General features: G+C 55.5%; 16 protein-coding genes and 1 pseudogene. 14 read left to right on the plus strand and 3 right to left on the minus strand.

Annotated features, from left to right (window positions below):
• Positions 1-104: 104 nt before the first annotated feature.
• Positions 105-1,169 (plus strand): uroporphyrinogen decarboxylase, encoded by a 1,065-nt coding sequence (gene hemE / locus ACP86_RS13530; protein WP_008170779.1) that lies wholly within the window; start codon positions 105-107, stop codon positions 1,167-1,169.
• Positions 1,170-1,421: 252 nt separating this feature from the next.
• On the plus strand, positions 1,422-1,790 hold the full coding sequence (locus ACP86_RS13535) for a PilZ domain-containing protein (RefSeq protein ID WP_008170777.1): 369 nt from the start codon (positions 1,422-1,424) through the stop codon (positions 1,788-1,790).
• A 170-nt stretch (positions 1,791-1,960) separates the two neighbouring features.
• On the opposite strand, the gene radA is transcribed toward ACP86_RS13535, so the two are convergent.
• Positions 1,961-3,337: a DNA repair protein RadA gene (radA, locus tag ACP86_RS13540; protein WP_053114385.1), complete on the minus strand. Its 1,377-nt coding sequence runs from the start codon at positions 3,335-3,337 to the stop codon at positions 1,961-1,963.
• A gap of 172 nt (positions 3,338-3,509) precedes the next feature.
• Here radA and ACP86_RS13545 point away from each other — a divergent pair, with 172 nt between their 5' ends.
• A complete protein-coding gene (locus ACP86_RS13545; RefSeq protein WP_008172057.1) occupies positions 3,510-4,544 on the plus strand; it encodes an IS110 family transposase in 1,035 nt (344 codons plus the stop codon).
• 338 nt (positions 4,545-4,882) lie between these two features.
• Here ACP86_RS13545 and ettA read toward each other — a convergent pair whose 3' ends face one another.
• Positions 4,883-6,571, minus strand: a complete 1,689-nt coding sequence (ettA, locus tag ACP86_RS13550) for an energy-dependent translational throttle protein EttA (RefSeq protein ID WP_053114387.1) — start codon at positions 6,569-6,571, stop codon at positions 4,883-4,885.
• 147 nt (positions 6,572-6,718) lie between these two features.
• Here ettA and ACP86_RS13555 point away from each other — a divergent pair, with 147 nt between their 5' ends.
• From ACP86_RS13555 to ACP86_RS13595, 10 genes and pseudogenes are all read left to right on the plus strand, one after another.
• Entirely contained in the window at positions 6,719-7,990 is a 1,272-nt protein-coding gene (locus tag ACP86_RS13555) for a site-specific integrase (protein WP_053114389.1), read from the plus strand.
• Entirely contained in the window at positions 7,987-9,576 is a 1,590-nt protein-coding gene (locus tag ACP86_RS13560; RefSeq protein ID WP_053114391.1) for a tyrosine-type recombinase/integrase, read from the plus strand. The genes ACP86_RS13555 and ACP86_RS13560 overlap by 4 nt, the downstream gene beginning before the upstream one ends.
• On the plus strand, positions 9,573-11,774 hold the full coding sequence (locus tag ACP86_RS13565) for a hypothetical protein (protein ID WP_053114393.1): 2,202 nt from the start codon (positions 9,573-9,575) through the stop codon (positions 11,772-11,774). The genes ACP86_RS13560 and ACP86_RS13565 overlap by 4 nt, the downstream gene beginning before the upstream one ends.
• 2 nt (positions 11,775-11,776) lie before the next feature.
• Complete coding sequence (locus tag ACP86_RS13570) at positions 11,777-12,175, plus strand: hypothetical protein (RefSeq protein WP_053114395.1); 399 nt, start codon at positions 11,777-11,779, stop codon at positions 12,173-12,175.
• Between the two features lie 304 nt (positions 12,176-12,479).
• Entirely contained in the window at positions 12,480-12,932 is a 453-nt protein-coding gene (locus tag ACP86_RS13575; protein ID WP_227507719.1) for a recombinase family protein, read from the plus strand.
• A 70-nt stretch (positions 12,933-13,002) separates the two neighbouring features.
• The gene (istA, locus tag ACP86_RS13580) at positions 13,003-14,544 is read left to right on the plus strand and encodes an IS21-like element ISSpu5 family transposase (RefSeq protein WP_053114397.1); all 1,542 of its coding nucleotides are present in this window, start codon (positions 13,003-13,005) and stop codon (positions 14,542-14,544) included.
• Between the two features lie 11 nt (positions 14,545-14,555).
• Positions 14,556-15,311, plus strand: coding sequence for an IS21-like element ISSpu5 family helper ATPase IstB (gene istB / locus ACP86_RS13585; protein ID WP_008170042.1), 756 nt, complete (start codon positions 14,556-14,558; stop codon positions 15,309-15,311).
• Positions 15,312-15,416: 105 nt separating this feature from the next.
• Positions 15,417-15,644: pseudogene (locus ACP86_RS22155) on the plus strand (helix-turn-helix domain-containing protein); the annotation flags it as partial.
• 42 nt (positions 15,645-15,686) lie between these two features.
• Complete coding sequence (locus tag ACP86_RS13590) at positions 15,687-17,672, plus strand: type I restriction-modification system subunit M (protein WP_053114399.1); 1,986 nt, start codon at positions 15,687-15,689, stop codon at positions 17,670-17,672.
• On the plus strand, positions 17,669-17,893 hold the full coding sequence (locus ACP86_RS13595) for a hypothetical protein (RefSeq protein ID WP_053114401.1): 225 nt from the start codon (positions 17,669-17,671) through the stop codon (positions 17,891-17,893). The genes ACP86_RS13590 and ACP86_RS13595 overlap by 4 nt, the downstream gene beginning before the upstream one ends.
• A gap of 145 nt (positions 17,894-18,038) precedes the next feature.
• Here ACP86_RS13595 and ACP86_RS13600 read toward each other — a convergent pair whose 3' ends face one another.
• On the minus strand, positions 18,039-19,340 hold the full coding sequence (locus ACP86_RS13600; RefSeq protein ID WP_053114403.1) for an IS1380 family transposase: 1,302 nt from the start codon (positions 19,338-19,340) through the stop codon (positions 18,039-18,041).
• 163 nt (positions 19,341-19,503) lie between these two features.
• Here ACP86_RS13600 and ACP86_RS13605 point away from each other — a divergent pair, with 163 nt between their 5' ends.
• A complete protein-coding gene (locus tag ACP86_RS13605; protein WP_141201815.1) occupies positions 19,504-20,640 on the plus strand; it encodes a restriction endonuclease subunit S in 1,137 nt (378 codons plus the stop codon).
• The last annotated feature ends 12 nt before the right edge of the window (positions 20,641-20,652 follow it).

Genomic DNA, 20,652 nt, shown 5'->3' on the forward strand with positions numbered 1-20,652 from the left:
AAGGGCGGTTTCCTAAGGGAAAGCCGCCCTTTTTTATTCCCGCAAACCGGGTATTATGGCCTCCATCCAATTTTCCCCTTTGTACAGAACACGCTGGATTTCCTATGACCGAGCTGAAGAATGATCGTTTCCTGCGCGCCCTGATGCGCCAGCCCGTGGACCGCACACCGGTCTGGATGATGCGACAGGCGGGGCGTTACCTGCCGGAATACCGTGCGACAAGGGCGAAGGCCGGGGATTTTCTCAGCTTGTGCAAGAACACGCCGCTGGCCTGTGAAGTGACGCTACAGCCCCTGGAGCGTTTCCCGCTGGATGCGGCCATCCTGTTCTCAGACATCCTGACCATTCCGGATGCTCTGGGTCTCGGCCTGTACTTCGAAACCGGCGAGGGCCCGAAATTCCGGAACACGATCCGCTCCGAAGCCGATGTTGCCGCTCTGCCGAAGATCAACGCTGAGGTGGACCTGGATTACGTCATGAACGCGGTCTCCACCATCCGCGGTGCGCTGAATGGCAGTGTTCCCCTGATCGGCTTCTCCGGCAGCCCGTGGACCCTCGCCACCTATATGATTGAAGGGGGCTCTTCCAAGGATTTCCGGGAGGCCAAGAAGCTCATGTATGGCCAGCCAGAGGTTATGCACCGCTTGCTGGATCATCTGGCGGACGCGGTCATTGACTACCTCAACGGCCAGATCAAGGCCGGTGCCCAGGCTGTACAGATTTTCGATACCTGGGGAGGCGTTTTGAGCAGCTGGGCGTACGAAGAGTTCTCGCTCCGCTACATGAGGAAGATCGTTGACGGCCTGATTCGCGAGAGCGATGGTCGCCGGGTGCCAGTGATCCTGTTTACCAAGAATGGCGGTCAGTGGCTGGAATCCATTGCCGATTCCGGTGCGGATGCCGTTGGTCTGGACTGGACTACCGATATCGGTAATGCCCGGGCCCGGATTGGTGATCGAGTGGCCCTTCAGGGCAACATGGATCCGGCGATGCTGTATGCACCGCCTGAGCGGATCCGGCAGGAAGTGGCTGATATCCTCAAGCGCTTCGGTTCCGGCAATGGGCACATATTTAACCTTGGTCACGGGATTACGCCGGATGTCGATCCGGAGCATGCAAAGGCGTTCATTGAAGCTGTGGTCGAGCTGAGCCCAGAGTATCACCGCTAAGACTTGGATTTTTGCGTCTCCTAGCCTGTGAATATGCGGGCTAGCCTGCTGTAGGGCCCTTTCCAAAAACCGCTACGAGCACGTCCATGTGGCTTGTCTCCGGCCTTCCATGGCCTCCGACATTTTTGGAAAGGGCCCTACAGCAGCCTTGTTTGTTCTGCAGAGATATATCTGCTCAAAAACTCCTCTGGAAGCGATCTTCTGTCCGGTCTATAGTCAGGTAAAACAAGACCGGTAAACAGGAGTAACCACTTGCCCACCAAGACCCCAGAAAAGCGCCGGTTCCACCGGATCGAGTTTGATGCGCCGTGTGAGCTCCACTGCCAGGAATCCGTCTGGACGACGGAGGTGCTGGATATTTCGCTGAAAGGTGTTCTGGTGAAGCGGCCGGAGGGTTGGCAGGTCCCCTTAAAGCAGCCCTGCGAAGTGATTATTCATCTGAATGATCATGAGGCAGGTATTGTTATGGCGGTAGAGCTTAGGCACGTGGAGCCGCACCGGCTGGGTTTCAAATGCCAGTACATAGATCTCGATAGTGCTACCCACTTAAAACGCCTAGTGGAACTTAACCTCGGAGATCAGGCGTTGCTGGAAAGAGAGTTTGCCCACCTCATTGATTAGAGCTTTTGCAGCCGGACTTTGGCACCGCTGCCTGCAGGTCAGGTTGACTTCGGAGCTTTCAAAAATGTCGGAGGCCAAGGATGGCCGAGGACAAGCGCACAGGGATGTGCTTGTAGCGGTTTTTGGAAGCTCCGAAGTCAACCTGACCGTTCACTCCGAAGATGGCAGGCTTAAAGGTCTTCCAGAGCAGTAAGAGCATCACTCAGTTTGGTAACGGGAATCACCTTCATGCCGTCGATGGCCTTGCGCGGGGCATTGGATTTCGGTACCAGAGCCCGCGTGAAGCCGTGTTTGGCGGCTTCGTAGATGCGCTCCTGGCCACTGGGCACCGGGCGGATTTCCCCGGAGAGGCCGACTTCGCCGAAGATCACCAGGTCCTGGGGTAGGGCTCGGTCGCGGAAGGAGGAGACAATGGCGGCCAGCAGCGCGAGGTCGGCGCTGGTTTCGTTGACCTTTACACCACCAACCACGTTCACGAACACGTCCTGGTCGGATACGTGCATGCCGCCATGGCGGTGCAATACGGCAAGGAGCATGGCCAGCCGGTTCTGATCGAGGCCCACCGCGACTCGTCTGGGGTAGCCGCCCTGAGCCATATCCACAAGGGCCTGGATTTCCACCAGCATGGGGCGGGTGCCTTCCCAGACGACCATCACCACGCTTCCCGGGGCCGCGTCTTCTCCGCGGTTCAGGAAGATCGCGCTGGGGTTCTTCACTTCCTTCAGCCCTTGTTCCAGCATGGCGAATACGCCCAGCTCGTTCACCGCACCGAACCGGTTCTTGATGCCACGCAGGGTTCGATAACGGCTGTCGCTGGAGCCTTCCAGCAGGATCGAGCAGTCAATCATGTGTTCCAGGACCTTCGGGCCGGCCAGACTACCGTCTTTGGTGACGTGGCCGACCAGGAACAGGATGGTGCCGGTCTGCTTGGCGAAGCGTGTCAGGTAGGCGGCGCTTTCGCGTACCTGGGAGACACTGCCAGGGGCGGACTCGATGTCCGCCATGTGCATCACCTGAATACTGTCTACCACCAGAATTCGGGGTTTTTCGGCCTCGGCTACCTGCATGACCCGTTCGACACTGGTTTCGGACAGCATCTTCAGGTCTTTGGTCGGAAGGCCCAGCCGTTTGGCGCGCATGGCCACCTGCTGCAGGGATTCCTCACCGGTGACGTACAGAGCGGGGACGCTTGCAGCCAGATGGCAGACCGCCTGGAGAAGAAGGGTGCTCTTGCCGGCGCCCGGATGGCCTCCCATCAGAACAGCCGAGCCCTCGACGAGACCTCCGCCCAGAACCCGATCGAACTCCTGCATGCCGGAGCTGATGCGGGGCTGCTCGGCGAGGCTGACGTCATCCAGGCTCTGGACCTCGGACAAGCTGCCGGCAAATCCCTCAAAGCGGGCACCGCGGGCGCCTTTGCTGTTGCTACTGACGCCGCGGACTTCACTGATGGTGTTCCAGGCCTGGCAGGCGGTGCACTGGCCCTGCCATTTGGAATAGTCTGCACCGCATTCAGTGCAGACGTAGGCGGTTTTGGATTTGGCCATGAAGGGTACTTGCCTGATTAATTGTCGGATTACGGCTGCGCCTAATCCGACCTACGGTGTGGTTCTGATCCTAGTAGGTCGATGAGATGGTCTCCTCCCCTCCTAATCGGCGTCGCAATGCGCCAGGATAGGGAAGGAGAATTTTCCTATCAGAAACGAGTGGGAGGAGACCATGAGTAAGGTTACAACGGTTGGCATTGATCTCGCAAAGAACACGTTTGTCCTTTTTGGGCTGGGCCCTAAAGGTCACAGCGGGTGGAAGCGCAAAGTGCGCCGCAAGCAGTTGCTGGAGCAGCTGGTGCGTTTGGAGCCTTGCACAGTCGCTCTTGAGGCGTGTGGGAGCTCGCACTATTGGGCTCGCCAGATACGAGCGTTAGGGCATCAGGTTGAGTTGTTACCGCCTCAACATGTGAAGGGCTATCTTCGAGGTCAGAAAAACGATTACAACGATGCTCAGGCCATTGCGGAGGCCAGTGAACATGGGCGAATTCGCCCGGTGCCGATCAAAGAGGTCGAGCAGCAGGATGATCAGATGCTGCACAAGCTGCGCCAGGGCGTGAGCAAGGATCGGGTACGAATCAGCAATCAGCTTCGAGGATTGCTGGCCGAGTACGGTGTGATCATGCCCCAGGGAATAGCGGCGCTGCGCCGGGAGCTGCCACTGGCACTGGAAGACGCTGACAACGGGTTGAGCGAGCGGGCCCGGCAGTTGTTGCACCGCCAGTATCAGCGTTTTCTGGAAGTAGAGCAGGAACTGGCCTGGTACGACCAACAAGTAAAGCAGAGATCGAGACAGGATGAGACCTGTCGGCGCCTGCAAGCGATACCGGGCGTTGGTGAAGTCGTCGCCAGTCTGCTGAAGGGCTGGATGGGTGATGGCCGCCAATTCCGGCGAGGCCGAGACGCTGGCGCAGCGCTGGGCCTGATCCCCCGTCAGAACAGCACCGGGGGCAAAGACGTCTTACTGGGAATCAGCAAGCGAGGCGACCCGTACGTACGCGCCCAACTGGTTCACGGGGCGAGAGCGGTGGTTGCCCGTGCGGACGGGAAAATGGACCGCCTCAGCCGATGGATCCAGCGACTCAAGGCAGAGCGAGGGTTCAACAAGGCAACCGTCGCATTGGCCAACAAGTTGGTTCGCATTGCCTGGGTGATTATCGCCCGAGGCGAGCACTACCAGCCATCGGAGCAACGGCTGGCGGTATGAATAAGTCAGGGATTGACTGAGCTAAATCACCGACGCGACGTCGGAAAGTAAAGCGGTTACCCTTCCCGCAGGTTGCGAGGGTCACAGCAATCGATGGCATAACAGGTCAGACCGGCCTGCCGAAAACCTGACTAATCCAAGGGCCCCAGAGGCCGTTAGGTCGATAAGGACGGCAGGCGCGGATCTTCCATCAAGGCCAGAGGCGACAAAGCCGCCTCATCAAACAGGCCGGATATACGGGCGCAAACCTGTCCCTGACATTGAGTGCTGAGACCTTGCAAACGGGGAGGAGACCATATACGGATTAGGCCCTCAGGGCCGTAATCCGACAAAGGCTCTTACGCGAGTCTTTTGTACTTCATACGCTTGGGCTGCATGGCTGAATCGCCCTTACGCTTCTTGAAGTCTTCGTCGTACTCGGTGAAGTTGCCTTCGAAGTACACCACCTCGCCATCATCCTCGAACGCCAGGATGTGGCTGGCCACACGGTCGAGGAACCAACGGTCGTGCGAGATAACCAGCGCAGAGCCCGGGAAATTCAGCAGGGCTTCTTCCAGGGCGCGAAGGGTTTCCACGTCGAGATCGTTGGTCGGCTCATCCAGCAGCAGCACGTTGCCGCCCTGTTTCAGCAGTTTGGCCAGGTGCAGACGGTTACGCTCACCGCCGGACAGGTCGCCAACCCGTTTCTGCTGGTCGCTGCCCTTGAAGTTGAAGCGGCCAACGTAGGCCCGGGAAGGGGTCTCGTAGTTGCCGACCTTGATGATGTCGTTGCCGTCCGAGAGTTCCTCCCAGACGGTTTTGCTGCCATCCAGATCACGCATCTGGTCCACGTAGGCCAGCTCCACGGTTTCGCCGACGGTGATGTCGCCAGAATCCGGCTTGTCGAAACCGGCAATCATCTTGAACAGGGTGGATTTACCGGCACCGTTACCACCGATAATGCCCACGATGGCGCCGGGCGGCACGCTGAAGGACACGTCTTCATAGAGCAGGCGGTCACCGAAGGACTTGCTGATGCCGTCTACTTCGATCACCTTGTTGCCCAGACGGGGTCCGGGTGGAATGTAAAGCTCGTTGGTTTCGTTACGCTTCTGGAATTCCTGGGAACTCATCTCCTCGAAACGGGCCAGACGGGCCTTGCTCTTCGATTGACGGCCCTTGGCGTTGCTGCGTACCCATTCCAGTTCCTGTTTGATGGCTTTCTGGTGAGAGGCTTCCTGCTTGGATTCCATCTCCAGGCGCTTCTCCTTGTTCTCCAGCCACTGGCTATAGTTGCCTTCAAAAGGAATACCGTGGCCACGGTCCAGCTCCAGGATCCAGCCAGCGACGTTGTCGAGGAAGTAGCGGTCGTGGGTGATGGCAACCACGGTGCCTTCGTAGTCGTGGAGGAAGCGCTCGAGCCAGGCTACGGATTCGGCATCCAGGTGGTTGGTGGGCTCGTCCAGCAGCAGCATGTCCGGGCCCGACAGCAGCAGGCGGCACAAGGCTGCCCGGCGGCGTTCACCACCAGAAAGAACGCTGACTTTCTGATCCCAGGGTGGAAGGCGCAGTGCGTCGGCGGCAACTTCCATCTTGCGCTCAATATCGTGGCCGTCAGTGGCCTGGATGTAGGCTTCCAGCTCGCCCTGTTTCTTGGCCAGGGCATCAAAATCCGCATCCGGTTCGGCGTAGGCGGCGTACACCTGGTCCAGTTCGGCCAGCGCGTCATGAACGCCGGAAACTGCCTCGTCGACGATCTCCTTGACGGTTTTGTCTTCGTCCAGCTCCGGCTCCTGGGGCAGGTAGCCTACGTTGATGCCAGGCTGCGGGCGGGCTTCACCGATGTAATCCTGGTCCACGCCCGCCATAATGCGGAGCAGGGTGGATTTACCGGCACCGTTGAGGCCCAGTACGCCGATCTTGGCGCCGGGGAAGAAGCTTAACGAGATGTCTTTCAGAATCTCGCGCTTGGGCGGGACTACTTTGCCCACCCGGTTCATGGTGTATACGTAAGAGCCTGTTTTCCCGATTTTGTCACTTTTCGACATAATCTGTTTCGCCTTTAAGTCAGTTATCATGAGGCTTTGAGGGAGATGATAAGCGCTCAAAGCAGAAAAACAAAAAGTTAAGTTTTTCTTGTGCAAGTCCCTGTTCGTTACTATACTTAAAAAAGTCACGTTTTAAGGAAGAACAATATGGGTCATCAAGTTATCGAGCAAGTGGTGAATGCTGCGCGAAGAAAGCTGCTTGTGCAAGACCTCATTCCCCTCTACTACCCAAATCTGTACGCAACCTTTGAACTGTCAGGCAAGGCCCTCGAAACCACGAAAAAGTATCTTGAGCACTTGGCCGTTTTTGAGGGCTTTCTCGCTTTCTCATCCATCGATTTGATTTCCCGCCTAGAACAGCGTCCCAAGTCAAACTACCTGACGGACAGCGAAATTTCTCGGTTTGTATCAGACGCAGGGTTCCACAAGGAAACCTTGGCTAAGAAGTATGCGGGTATGCGCTTGCATCCAACTGCATACAAATCGGTTGGTAAGGTCCATGCGAAGCAGCGCCTTGAAGCAGTGCGCGATTACCTAGCTTTTTTATACGAAAAGCTGGGTGATGACCTGACGCGATACGAAGCGGTTGACGATGTTAGGAAGCGATTCAACCGCAAGATTAAAGCTGCTAGTCCAGGGTGGAAAAAGACGCGAATCGGTGAGGTGAAAGGGCTGACAGATGGGGAACGAGATCAATTGTTGGAGGTCATGCATCCGGAAAGTCCCGCAAATCCATTTGCAAATGAAGCTATTAAGCTGCGTAACTTCATCATTTTGTTGCTCGGTCTCGATATGGGGTTGCGCCGTTCTGAAATGCTCTTGATTAAGACTAGCGATATTCACTGGCACAATCGTCAGCTCGCGGTGGTCAATATCGAAGATGAAAGCATGGACCCGCGTAGGGTGGCCCCGCAATTTAAAACCCACGAACGCATGCTGGTCATGACCGATGAAGTCTACGACGCGATCATTGAATATGAGTCGAAGTATCGGCGCACAAAGCCCCGTCAAGGTTCATCGCAGGCGAGAAAGCATCCTTTTTTGCTTGTTTCTCATAGAAAAAATGAAGGCGAGGCGATGAGCATTAAAGCGCTGGATGGCGTTTTTGCCCGAGTCGGAGAAGTAGTGCCTGAGCTGGCTCACATCCACCCTCACATTTTGAGGCATGACTCGGTCTACACGATGCTCGAAAGCATGCGCGAGGAGCTTGAAACGCTCACGCCAGAGGACCGCACAACTCAAGTTCAAAAGACGCTTACTTGGATGTTCGGGTGGAGTCCTGAATCGCACATGCCGGGTCTATACGGAGCGAAATTTTGGAAGGAAGAAGCAGATAAAGCGATGAAGAAGCGCTCCGGGAGGCTTAAGGCGATCCGTGAAAATGTTGAGGATAAAGTGCGAAAAGGAGCTACGAAGTGAATATTCCCGTCAGTGCACTCCAAGCGCCAACGCAGGATACCCTCGATGCGTGGTTGAGCGCGCCTCGCCTCGCTAAATGTGGAAAGTTTTTCACGCCCTCTGAACCGATGTGGTGGCCTGACAGAGCAAGTAATTGGGCTGTTAACTGGCAAGCCGCAATAGTCTGTGTCGCGTCCGAATGGCAACGCTGGTTACACGCCGCCTTGGCATACCGCATGGCAGATGTGTCACAGGCAACTATTTCAGGCGTTGCCAGTGTGCTGTCGAGGTCTGCGGAAGCAGGGTTTAATCCCCTCAATGAAGATCACCTGACCGAACTGCGGGAACGCTTTAACACCGGGGAGTTTGCTACTCTGGCCAGTTTCATGGAGTTCTGGCACACCTGTGAGTCTGTTAGACAGCGTCCTTGGCAATCCCTAATAGATGCGTACAAGGGGCTGCCGAGGAAAAAGTGTGTCCAGAAGGATGTCATCCTGAGCTTGGACCCTGAGCAAGGCCCTTTTACGCAGGCGGAGCAGGACGCCCTACACCAGTGGGCGCATGAGCAATTTTGCCACGCTAAGTTAGACCCTGAGCAATACCTCTATTTGCGCTTGCTGATGATTTACGGGCAGCGCAGCGTACAGCTGCGCATGCTGGTTTTTGATGATTTCATCAAAACCGATGAGGGCTACAAGATCAGGCTCTTTTGGGCGAAACAAAGAGACGACGATGCGGGCTGGCGAGCAAAGGCAGAGACGTTTAGCCTGGATGAAGACCTCTACAACACCGTGCAGGCCTATAAGGCGATAATCCTCGCCAGACTCTGGCAAGAATATCCAAGCGGCGCCGATTGGGATAAGGCGATCAAACACGTGCCTCTTTTTCGACGTAAGTTACAAGAGGTGGGCGTCGGATCTTTTAACCCACCAGTTTTGATTGGTCTCCCCAATCAAAAAGCACTGGAAGACGCGCCGAAACCTGAGTTTCATGTCCGAGCAAGCGGGGTAAGATTTTGGCTTTATCGCATAGAGCGTATGGCTGATTTTCCGATTTCGCACCGCACACATCAGCCGCTGAAAATCAGTCGAGGCCATCGGTTCAGACACACCCTCGGCACGGACCTATCCAATGCAGGGCTGGACGAGTGGTCGATGGCAAATGCACTGATGCACAAAGATACTCGTACAGCCCGGAAGTACCGAGCGGTCTCCGTTGAGTTGATGAATTTAATTGATGCGAAGATGAGTGATCATCTCGCGATCGTTGTTGGTGCGTTTACCGGCACTATTGTGACGGATCGTGCCTCAGCGAAGAACGGGAACCTAGTGGATCGGCAGATTGAGGATCTTGCGGTCTGTGGTGCCGATGCTGCCTGCCATCTGGACGCGCCCTTTACCTGTTACGGATGCGGTAAATTCCAACCACTTTTGGAGGCGGATCACGCTGCCGCACTTGAGCGGTTGGAGCGTCGTCGAGCGCAAGCAATTGCCATGGATAAAACCACGGGAGTGCTCTGGGATCGTGCCATTTTAGCCTGCCGCAAAGTTATTCTCGATTGTCGGGACATGCGCCAAGTAATCCAGTCAGAGGGATGTGGCGCATGACTAACTTCGTCGACTTTAAGCCGAAGATTCACCTGGATGCCGAAGCACAATTAAATGCGTTTATTCAATGGGCAAAAGCAATCCTTCCAAAGGGAATTCCGGATCGGGTTTACAGGAGTATTCGCTGGGAAGACAAGAGTTGGCATGCTCACGGTTTTGAGGGTTGTGCCTTCACGGCGATTACATCGACTAGGTCGACTCAAGTGACGATGCCGCCCCCCTTCTCGGACTTCGCCAAGGCATTGATGGTGTACCGCCGTGTCTATCAGACAAAGAAGTCGATGAAGGCTTGGTTAGATGCCGTCAAGGCCCTTGAGGCCGCACTGGTCGAATTGACCTGTACGCGGGATGTGACGAGAGTTTCAGCGGCTGTATGTAATCGAGCCTGCGAATACATGCAAACCCATTGGGTAAAAGGCAATACGGCGTACGTCACCAGCAAGGCTCTTGAGAAGATCATCACCCTGATGAAGGACAAACAGCTGCTCAAGACTAATTTTCGGTGGACTTCTTCGCTCAAAGTTAGACCCGTTGGTACGCTGAAGCAGCAAAAAGCGAATCGTGAGCAGAAACTTCCCAGTACCGAAGCGATAAAGGCTTTGGGGGAGGTGTTTAATAACGATTTGATCACTCCTATGGATATTGTCGTGACATCGGCGAGCGCTTTTTTGCTCAGTGTGCCCAGTCGCATTGGCGAGTTGGCCGATGTTGAGCGCGATTGCGTGGTGTTCAAAGAGGATGATAAAGGCCATCGGCGCATGTTCTTGCGTTGGTACGCCGAAAAGATAAACAAGCCAATGCTGAAACCTGTCGTTAAACCTGAGATGGAGTCGGTCTTAGAGCGTGCCATTACGTTGTTGAAACCGGTTACCGATGACGGGCGGGCCTACGCCGCATGGCTGGAAGATCATCCCGATGAATTTCCACCCCATGAAGGAGTGCCAAAAAAGGGCGCCGATGACCTGCTCACCTATGCAGAAGCATGTGCAGCTTTTGCATTGTCCACCAAAAACGCCAGCCCGCGAGGGGTTTTCAAACAACACATTTTGAGGGGCGTCGAGAAGCGACGGGCGATCAGCCCAGCCGCTAAAGCGATATTGGACGAGATACGCGAGGGTTGGGACACAGGTAAGAGAAAATCAATCTACATGAAGGGCAAGATTGGAGTTCAGGGTTATAAGTTTAACGACAGGGGCGAAATTACGCTGCGCAAACTTAATGTCCTGATGCGTGAAAAATACTTGCCTAAACACTTCCCGTACACAACACCCTATACCGAGGGCAAAGAGCGGGTGAAGTACCGTGATGCGCTGTTCACTGTGCGCACAGGCATTCTGGCAGATGAAACGGCGGGCAACCCCGCTAGGGTAAAAGGTCTCGGCGTAGAGATCGCCGCCAACGCAGACCGTATGAGGGTCCAGTTGGGAGGCGGCCCCGTGCTCAGCATCTTTGAGCGCCATGGCTACCACGGTGTGAAGGTGAGGACGCACGCCTTCCGTCACCAGTTGAACACGGAGATGCACAGAGCAGGCCTGTCACAGTTGCTGATCGACGCATTTTCAGGGCGCACGACTATGGGGTCTGTATACAACCATGAGACCGTCGAGGAGCGCACCCAGACTGTTGCGGCCTATCACCCCAAAACGAAGCATAGCAATGCCGCTCAGCGGTTGGAGAAGGTCAAAACAAATCAACCTTTGAGCCTCAGTGATGTGAGAGATCTGCATGAGGATGATCAGGACCGGGTCATCCATCAGACCCACGTTGGAATCTGTGTACACAACTTTGCCGCCGAACCCTGTCCGAAAATGGGGGCGTGCTTGACCTGCGGAAAGCTCGGTTGTGTAAAAGGTGATGATGTGAAACTTGCCAATCTCAAAGAAGAGGGTGAGGACCTTAAACGCCGCTACAACAAGGCGCTTGATGCGCAGTCTCGCGACATTTTTGGGGCCTCAGAATGGGCTAAAAAAGTGGGTATGGATCTCTATAAGTGTGACGCGCTGATCCAAACCCTGGAGAACCCTGATCTCGAAAACGGCGACATCGTGTGGAATGTCGATAACGGTTGGACACTGACAAACAATGCCGCATCAATGGCAGGGTTGATCGATGCCAAAGTCATTGAGGCAGAAACTGAACAACAGGCGTTGCCATCGTTGGATGAGTTGTCGGCAATGCTAGATGAGATCAAGGTATAGCGATGGGGCACTTAACGGAGAGGGATGTAAAGCGCATCATCAAATTAATTGAGGAATGGCAGGAGCCAAAGTTAACGTGGCCGTTACTCGTAGACGCGTGCAAAGAAAAACTGGGTATCAGTCGCGCTCGGCAGTCCCTAATGAAACTGCCCGCCGTCGATATGGCGATGAAGAACCGCAAAGCCGCATTGAAGGCCCCGATGGAAAAACCGGGATGGATAAGTGACATTCACAAGGCGAATAAGCGCATCGAAGAGCTGACCGAAACCAATCAAAAGCTCAAGGCTATCAATCAGAAGCTCGTTGAACGCTTCCTCATTTGGCAGGCAAACGCTGATATGCATGGGTTGACCCAGTCGATGCTTGATCAACCAGTTTCGCAGCTTCGGAAAAGAACCTGATCGAGTGCACAAAATAGCATTCATAGGGAGTTCAAAGGCAGAATTGTTGTGCAATATTTGGGCACGTGCAGTGGTCCCATGTCCGTCTCGTTAAGCAGGCGTAAAAGCTCAATGGTGCGTTGTGCTTATCCTCTGAAACTCGATGAGTCCGTTTTCATTTAACCCTCAAAGCGAAACAATTATTCACTACAGAAAACGGTCGTTTGTTGGACGCCTAGAGCTCTCCCTTGAAAACCTGCAATTTTCCGTTGTTTTCTGTCCATAAATCACGTACAAAAAACTATGATTAGAAAAGGTGCGTTTAATGATCATAGGCTATGCGCGTGTCAGTACTCAGGATCAGAACTCTGAGTTTCAGGTGGACGCTTTGGAAAAAGCTGGGTGCGAGCAGATCTTCCAGGAAAAGGTTACCGGCAAACTTCGCGAGCGACCCGAGCTGTCGCAGTGCCTTCGTACCCTCCGGAAAGGGGACGTTCTCGTCGTCTGGAAGCTGGATCGGCTGGCACGCTCACTGAAAGACCTGGTTGAGATCGTCCAGGATCTGAATGATCGAGAAGTTGGCTTCAAATCACTTACCGAGGCAATCGACACAACCAACTCAGGCGGACGCCTGGTGTTCCATATCTTCGGCGCATTGGCTGAGTTTGCGTATTCCAGACCAAGGTTGCCACTGATTCCAGACGAAGCCTGCCACCCATTCCACGCGAAAGCTGCCACTGATTCCACGGCAAAGCTGCCACCCTGGCAGGCTGCCTGATTTCCCCATCAAAACGTCCGGCGCGGGATAACTAACGGTACTCTGCTCCTTTTCATCCGGAGAGGGCCAGATGCCAGCGATGAGGTTATCCATGCGTAAAATCAAAGAAGTCCTTCGCCTCAAGTGGGAGCGAGGGCTGAGTAACCGGCAGGTTGCCGCAGCCTGCGGCATCAGTCGCCCCACTGTGAGCGAGTATCTGCGGCGTGCTGCTGAGGCGGAGCTTGGCTGGCCGCTGCCAGAGGATCTGAGTGAAGCCCAGCTGGAGCAACGGCTGTTCCCGCCACCACCGGATCTGCCGGCACAGGCCCGAGGCATTCCGGATTGGAAGCGAATCCACGATGAACTCCGGGGCAAGAACGTCACCCTGTTCCTGCTCTGGCAGGAGTACCGGGAAGCCAATCCGGATGGCTACCAGTACAGCTGGTTCTGCGAGCACTACCGGGCCTGGCAGGGCAAGCTGGATCTGGTGATGCGTCAGGACCACCGAGCCGGTGAAAAGCTGTTCGTGGACTATGCTGGGCACACGGTGCCCGTCATTGATCGCACCACCGGTGAGATCCATGAGGCGCAAGTCTTTGTGGCGGTGATGGGTGCGTCCAATTACACCTACGCCGAGGCCACCTGGAGCCAGACCCTGCCGGACTGGATCGGCTCTCACATCCGAGCCTTCGAGTTCCTGGGCGGCGTGCCGGAACTGGTGGTTCCGGATAACCTCCGTTCCGGCGTCAGCAAGGCCCATCGCTACGAGCCGGATCTCAATCCGACCTATCAGGATATGGCTAGCCATTATGGCGTGGCCGTTGTCCCCACACGGGTTCGCAAGCCCCGTGACAAGGCCAAGGTGGAAGGTGGCGTATTGATCGTTGAGCGCTGGATCCTGGCGGCCCTGCGCCATCGTCAGCACTTCTCCCTGGGGCAGCTCAACGCCACCATCCGTGAGCTGTTGGAGAAGCTCAATAGCCGCCCCTTCCGCAAGTTGCCCGGGTGCCGGCTTGATCACTTCAAACAGCTGGACCAGCCGGTTCTACAACCGCTACCCGCCGAGCCGTATGTCTACGCCGAGTGGAAAAAAGCCCGGGTACACATCGACTACCACGTGGCCATCGATGGGCACTACTACTCGGTGCCCTACACCCTGATCAAGAAAGAGGTGGAGGTCCGGATCACCCACAACACCATCGAATGCTTCCACCGGGGCAACCGGATCGCCAGCCACCGGCGTTCGGATCAGAAGGGTCGGCATAGCACCATCGCCGCTCACATGCCGGAGTCCCATCGCCAAGCCGGCGAGTGGACCCCAGAGCGACTGACCGCCTGGGCAGCCAAGACTGGACCGGCAACTGAAAAGCTTATCCGTACCGCGCTGGGGGCAAGAAAGCATCCGCAACAGGCCTATCGGTCCTGTCTGGGCATTCTCCGGCTGGGCCAGAGCTACGGCGAGGCACGATTAGAACGTGCCTGCCAACGCGCCCTGATGCTGGGCAGTTGCCGATACAAGAGCATCGAATCCATCCTCAAGCACCGCCTGGATGAGCAGCCCCTGGAAGAGCAACAAGAACTGGCCTTACCCGACACACACGACAACATCCGTGGCCCCGCCTACTACCACTGAAGGAACCTGACATGCTGAAACATCCCACGCTGGATAAGCTCCACGCCCTCAAACTGACCGGCATGGCCGCCGCCCTGGCGGATCAATCGGCCACCCCCGACATTACCGACCTGAGCTTCGAGGAGCGCCTTGGCCTGCTGGTCGACCGGGAAATGACGGAACGGGACAACCGACGCATGAGCAGCCGCCTGCGCCGGGCCAAGCTGCGACACGCCGCCATCCTCGAAGACATTGATTACCGGAACTCACGGGGCCTGGATAAAGGGCTTGTCCAGAGTCTGGCCAGCTGCCAGTGGGTGAAGGAACACCTGAACGTGCTCATCACCGGCCCGACTGGCGTCGGGAAAACCTGGTTGGCCTGTGCTCTGGCACACAAGGCCTGCCGGGAGGGTTACACCGCCCAGTACGTCCGCCTGACCCGGCTGCTACGAGAGCTGACCATCGCCAAGGGCGATGGCCAATACTCAAAGCTCCTGACCAGCCTGGCCAAGGTCGACGTGCTGATCCTGGATGACTGGGGGCTGATGAAGCTGAGCGCGGAGAACCGGCGGGACTTGCTGGAGGTGCTGGAAGACCGACATGGCCGGCGCTCCACCATCGCCACTAGCCAATTACCCATCGAGGAATGGCACGGCATCATCGGTGACGCCACTCTGGCAGATGCCATCCTGGACCGGCTCGTACACAACGCCTACAAGATCAATCTGCGGGGCGAATCCATGCGAAAACAGCAGGCAAAGTTGACGGGCACTGAGACTTCGGAGTAAGAAGAGAAACCCCGCGTCGCTACGCTCCGATGGGTGGCAGCCTTGCTCCGGTCCGGGTGGCAGGCTTCACGTGGAATGGGTGGCAACCTTCAGCGGTTTACGCATGAGTTCGAGCATGATCTGATTAGAGAGCGCACAAAGGCTGGTCTTCAGGCAGCCAGGGCGAGGGGACGTAAAGGTGGGCGTAAACCATCAATGTCCGACTCAGATATCCGTAAAGCAGCGGCCATGCTCTCTGACCCTCAAATCACGAAAACAGAAGTTGCGGCTCACTTCGGTGTAACTCGAACGACGTTGAACGCATCACTAAAAAGAATTGGATTGGCTGCCTGAGATAAGCGCCGCCCGACAACATGCTGTATTGGAGCTCCACGGATGACTGACGACAAAACCAACCACTCCCAAACCGCCGCTTTTATATGGTCGGTTGCCGATCTCCTGCGCGGTGATTTCAAGCAGAGCCAATATGGGCGCGTCATTCTGCCGTTTACTCTGCTGCGTCGTCTGGAGTGTGTGCTGGAGCCAACGAAGGCTCAGGTACTCTCCGCGGCCCAGGAACACCAGACCAAACCGGATGCAGTTCGCGAGAAGCTTTTGCTCCGGGCTGCCGATCAGCAATTCTTCAATGCCTCCCCCTTGAGTCTGGCTACCCTATCTGACAGCCAGACGGCCGACGATCTGATGAGCTATGTTCAGTCGTTCAGCCAGGACGCCCGGGAGATCTTCGAACATTTCCATTTCGAGGACTTCGTTCAGCAGCTCAGCTCCAACAACTTGCTCTATCAAGTCGTTCAGCGGTTTGCCAGTATCGATCTGAGCCCGGCAACCATCAGCAACTTCGGTATGGGGATCATCTTCGAAGAATTGATCCGTAAGTTCGCCGAGAGCTCCAACGAAACTGCCGGGGAGCACTTCACCCCCCGGGACATCGTTCACTTGACCACTTCTCTTGTCCTCACCGGACAGGAGAACCGACTCTCGCCCAACAGCATTGTGACCATCTATGATCCCACGGCGGGTACCGGTGGGTTCTTGTCCGAAGGCGACGAGTACATTCAGCAGATCAGCGAGAATGTCACCGTCTCCCTGCACGGCCAGGAGCTGAACCCTGAGTCTTACGCAATCTGTAAGGCAGATATGCTGATCAAGGGGCAGGAAGTCAGCAATATCAAGCTGGGGAATACCTTGTCTGATGACCAGCTGGCTGCCAACAAGTTTGACCTGATGCTCAGTAACCCGCCATTTGGTGTGGAGTGGAAAAAGGTTCAGAAGCAGGTCACCGACGAGCACAAACACCGTGGTTTCGATGGTCGTTTCGGACCTGGTTTACCCCGCGTTTCAGATGGCTCCCTGCTGTTCCTGATGCACCTGGTCAGCAAGATGCGAGATGCGCGTGATGGCGGGGCCCGGATCGGCATCATTCTCAATGGTAGCCCGCTGTTTACGGGTGGTGCTGGCAGTGGCGAATCTGAAATCCGGCGCTATCTGCTGCAGAACGACATGGTCGAGGCCATCGTGGCCCTGCCCACGGATATGTTCTACAACACCGGCATCTCCACCTATGTGTGGGTGCTCTCCAACAACAAACCGGCCGAACGCAGAGGCAAGGTCCAACTGATCGATGCAACTGACCGGGCGACCAAAATGCGTAAGTCCCTTGGCAGTAAGCGCCAGTTTGTCAGCGAGTCCGACCAGGACGAGATCGTGCGGATGTATGGGGACTTCCAGGAAACCAAGAAAAGTAAAACCTTCCCCATCGAAGCCTTCGGTTACCGACGTATCACGGTGGAGCGTCCGCTGCAGCTGAACTTCCAGACTTCAGAAGAGCGCATCGCTCGGATTGCGGATGAAAAAGCCATCCTGAAAATGGATCAGGAAGACCAGGGCAATATCCACGCTGCCTGTCGTGCTATGGATGCCAAGACGGTCTACCGGAATCGCAAGCAGTTCCAGAAGGCCCTGAAGGCTTCGCTCACCGATCATCAGGTGTACCTGAGTGCGCCTCAACTGAAAGCCCTGCTCAATGCCTTGAGTGAGCGCGACCCAGAGGCGGATATTTGCACGGACAGCAAAGGCAATCCAGAAGCCGACACGGGTCTCCGGGACTATGAGAACGTGCCCCTAGCAGAGTCTGTGTATGACTACTTTGAGCGGGAAGTGAAACCCCATGTGCCGGATGCTTGGATCGACGAGTCGAAGCGGGACGACAGAGATGGTGAAGTAGGCATCGTGGGCTTCGAGATTCCGTTTAACCGGCACTTCTATGAGTTCACGCCGCCGCGTCCGCTGGAAGATATCGATGCTGATCTGAAGCAATGTACGGACCGGATCAAGCAGATGATCGAGGAGTTGTCTGCATGACTTTTCAGATGTATTCGAGTTACAAGGATGCTGGCTTCGTGGGGCTTGACCAAGTGCCGTCACACTGGGACGTTCTGCGATTTAAACAGGTGTTTGGGGAGGTAAACGAACGCTCAACAACAGGTGAAGAGGAGTTGCTCTCGGTTTCGGAGTATTACGGAGTGAAGCCACGATCACAAAAGATTGATGAGGGCGAACACCTTAGCCCGGATTTCTCATAGCTACTCAGCCAGTCTCGCAGACTGAGCGGTTTACCGCCATGACCGCTCAGATGAAGCCATCACAGCCTGATAATTGATCAATTTCTGTTGTCCGGACATACTGCCCCCTTTCCCCCATTGCGTCGGGCCGGGGGAGCCCGAGCATCTATCCCGGAACCAGGCGACTTACCAGATCCGTGAGTTCGTGCTTGTAAGGATAGGCGTCACTCATCAGCACCCGGACTCGACGGGTATTGCGGATGATGACTGCGCCAACCTTGATCAGCTTCAGTCGCAGATTGCCAGCACTCATTCGTTCGAAGGGTGTCTTTTTCAGGTGCGCTCGTAATCGCTCGAACAGGGTGTAAGCGAAGCCGGACAAGATCAGCCGCCATTGATTGGTCCACCACCGGACGCTCGATGTTCGATCCGCGAACAGGTACAACTGCTGATCCTTGATCCGGTTTTCCATATCGCCTCGGGCGCAGTACTGCTCGTAGTAGAGCTTGAAGCCGTCATCGTAGCGGGAGCTGATGACGAAGCGAGGGTTGGAACCCAGCTCGCCTTCTTCCAGGCGGGCCACCACCCAGCGAGGGAACTTCCAGGAACGCGCCTGATAGCGGAATCGGTAAACGGCAGAGACTTTTTCACCGACTTTCTGGTGCGTGTCCCGGACCAGTCGTGAAGGCGCTTCCACATCCTTGAGCAACCGGCTGTTCTTGCTGATGCCGACCAGGTAATCCACATTATTCCGGTCGCACCAGCTCAATAGGCGAGGCCGATAGAAGCCACTGTCACCTCGGAACACGATGCGTGTATCGGGCCAATATTGCCGGATGAACTTTACCAGCAGGGCCAGAATGGCCCAGCTGTGGCGGCTGTCACTGCGGCTGCTGGTGCGCAGGTAGCTCACCAGCAGGTGACGGCCGCAGAACACGTACAGCGGAAAGTAGCAGTGGTGGTCGTAATAAGCGTTAAAGAACTTGCCGGGCTGGTCGCCATGAACGGGGATATCGGTACCGTCAAAATCCAGCACGATTTCCTTCGGCGGTGTCTCGTGCTGTTCGATGAAATGCTGCCACAGCAATTCGTGGGCCTTGACCACCGACTGACGGGTTACTTGCTGCTCCATTCGGCAGAGCGTGGACTTGCCGGCCAAGTCGCGCTCTTTGCCGACCGCGGTTTGCAGAGCCTGATCAAAACGCAGCGCTTCATGATCGTTCAGATCTTCGTATCCTGCAGCCACGCCGAAGACCCGTTGCCGAGTCATGGTTTCCAGCTTGTGGCGAACCAGCACTGGATTCCGTGAATCGTTAAGCACCGAGGCCAGGCGCTGAGTCAGACGGTGCTGTTTGTCGACTTCCCGAAGCAGGAGCAACCCTGCATCGGAGGTGATATGACCACCGGAGAAATCGGCTTCAATTTGGCGGCGAGAGAGTGGCGAGAAGGTCAGTTTTTCAGGTAACATTTTGGATAGCGGCTGTTGGTTCAGTGGTGATGGTGTAAGGTCCTGAAACCATAGCACTTTCAGCCGCTCCCTTCCTCCTTACGCTACCCTCTCATGAGAAATCCGGGTTAGCAGAGCCGAATCGTTGGAGGGCTATAAGCTTTGCGACGAGGGTGACTTGGTAATGAACATTATGCTTGCGTGGAAGCGCGGACTTGGCGTGACAAACTATCGGGGGATCGTCAGCCCTGCTTATGCCGTGTTCCGGCTCGTAAGAGATGATTTTCCCTTTTATTACCATTACTTGCTACGCAGCAATGAATACATCGGTTACTTCAAAACCTTCTCATCTGGCGTTATTGATTCTCGCCTGAGGCTGTATCCCGAGGTATTTGGTCGACTTACGGCTATTGTGCCTCCTCTCAACGAACAAACCCAAATCGCCCGCTTTCTAGACCACGAAACCGCCAAAATCGACGGCCTGATCCGCGAGCAGGAACGCCTGATAGGGCTGCTTCAGGAAAAGCGCCAGGCGGTAATTTCTCACGCGGTAACCAAGGGCCTGAAGCCGGATGTGCCGATGAAGGACTCCGGGGTGGAGTGGCTTGGGCGTGTGCCGGCGCATTGGACGAGCAGCTCAATCAAGCGGTTCTGCTCCCTCGTTAAAGATGGTACGCATTTACCTCCTCCGCGCGTTTCGGAAGGAATACCTCTGCTCAGCGTCCGGAATATTGTGGGCGGAGAATTCGTTAGGCGCTCGGATGATTCGAAGATTTCTGAAAACGATTACGTCGCTCTTTGTCGATCTTTCACGCCACAGCAAAGAGACGTTTTGCTAGCTATTGTTGGTGCAACGCTTGGTAAAACGGCAATAATTTCTGATGCTATGGGACACTTTCACATCCAGCGTAGCTTGGCATTATTTCGCGCGGACGCATCGAAGCTAAACCCACACTGGCTGCACTGGGTTTTTCAAAGTGCAGGCTTTCAGAGCCTCTTGTGGGAATATGCGGGTTTTTCAGCCCAACCAGGTATTTATCTCGGCACATTGGCTTCATTTAAAATTCCTGTTCCTCCGATTAAAGAGCAAATTGAGATTAACGAGTGGATTGGGCGTCAAATTGATCCAATGAACACGTTAATTAAGGAAGCGGAGAGCGCTGTTTTGTTAATGAAAGAACGTCGTTCTTCTTTAATTTCTGCTGCCGTTACAGGGAAGATTGATATTCGGAATTGGCAACCGCCGGCAGATAGTATGGTTTTGAACGAAGGGGCGAGCGAGCTAGGGGTCGAGGAGACTGCGGCGGGCCGAAAGGTTTGAAGGATACAAGGA

The sequence above is a fragment of the Marinobacter sp. CP1 genome (assembly GCF_001266795.1).
Taxonomy (GTDB): Bacteria; Pseudomonadota; Gammaproteobacteria; order Pseudomonadales; family Oleiphilaceae; genus Marinobacter; species Marinobacter flavimaris.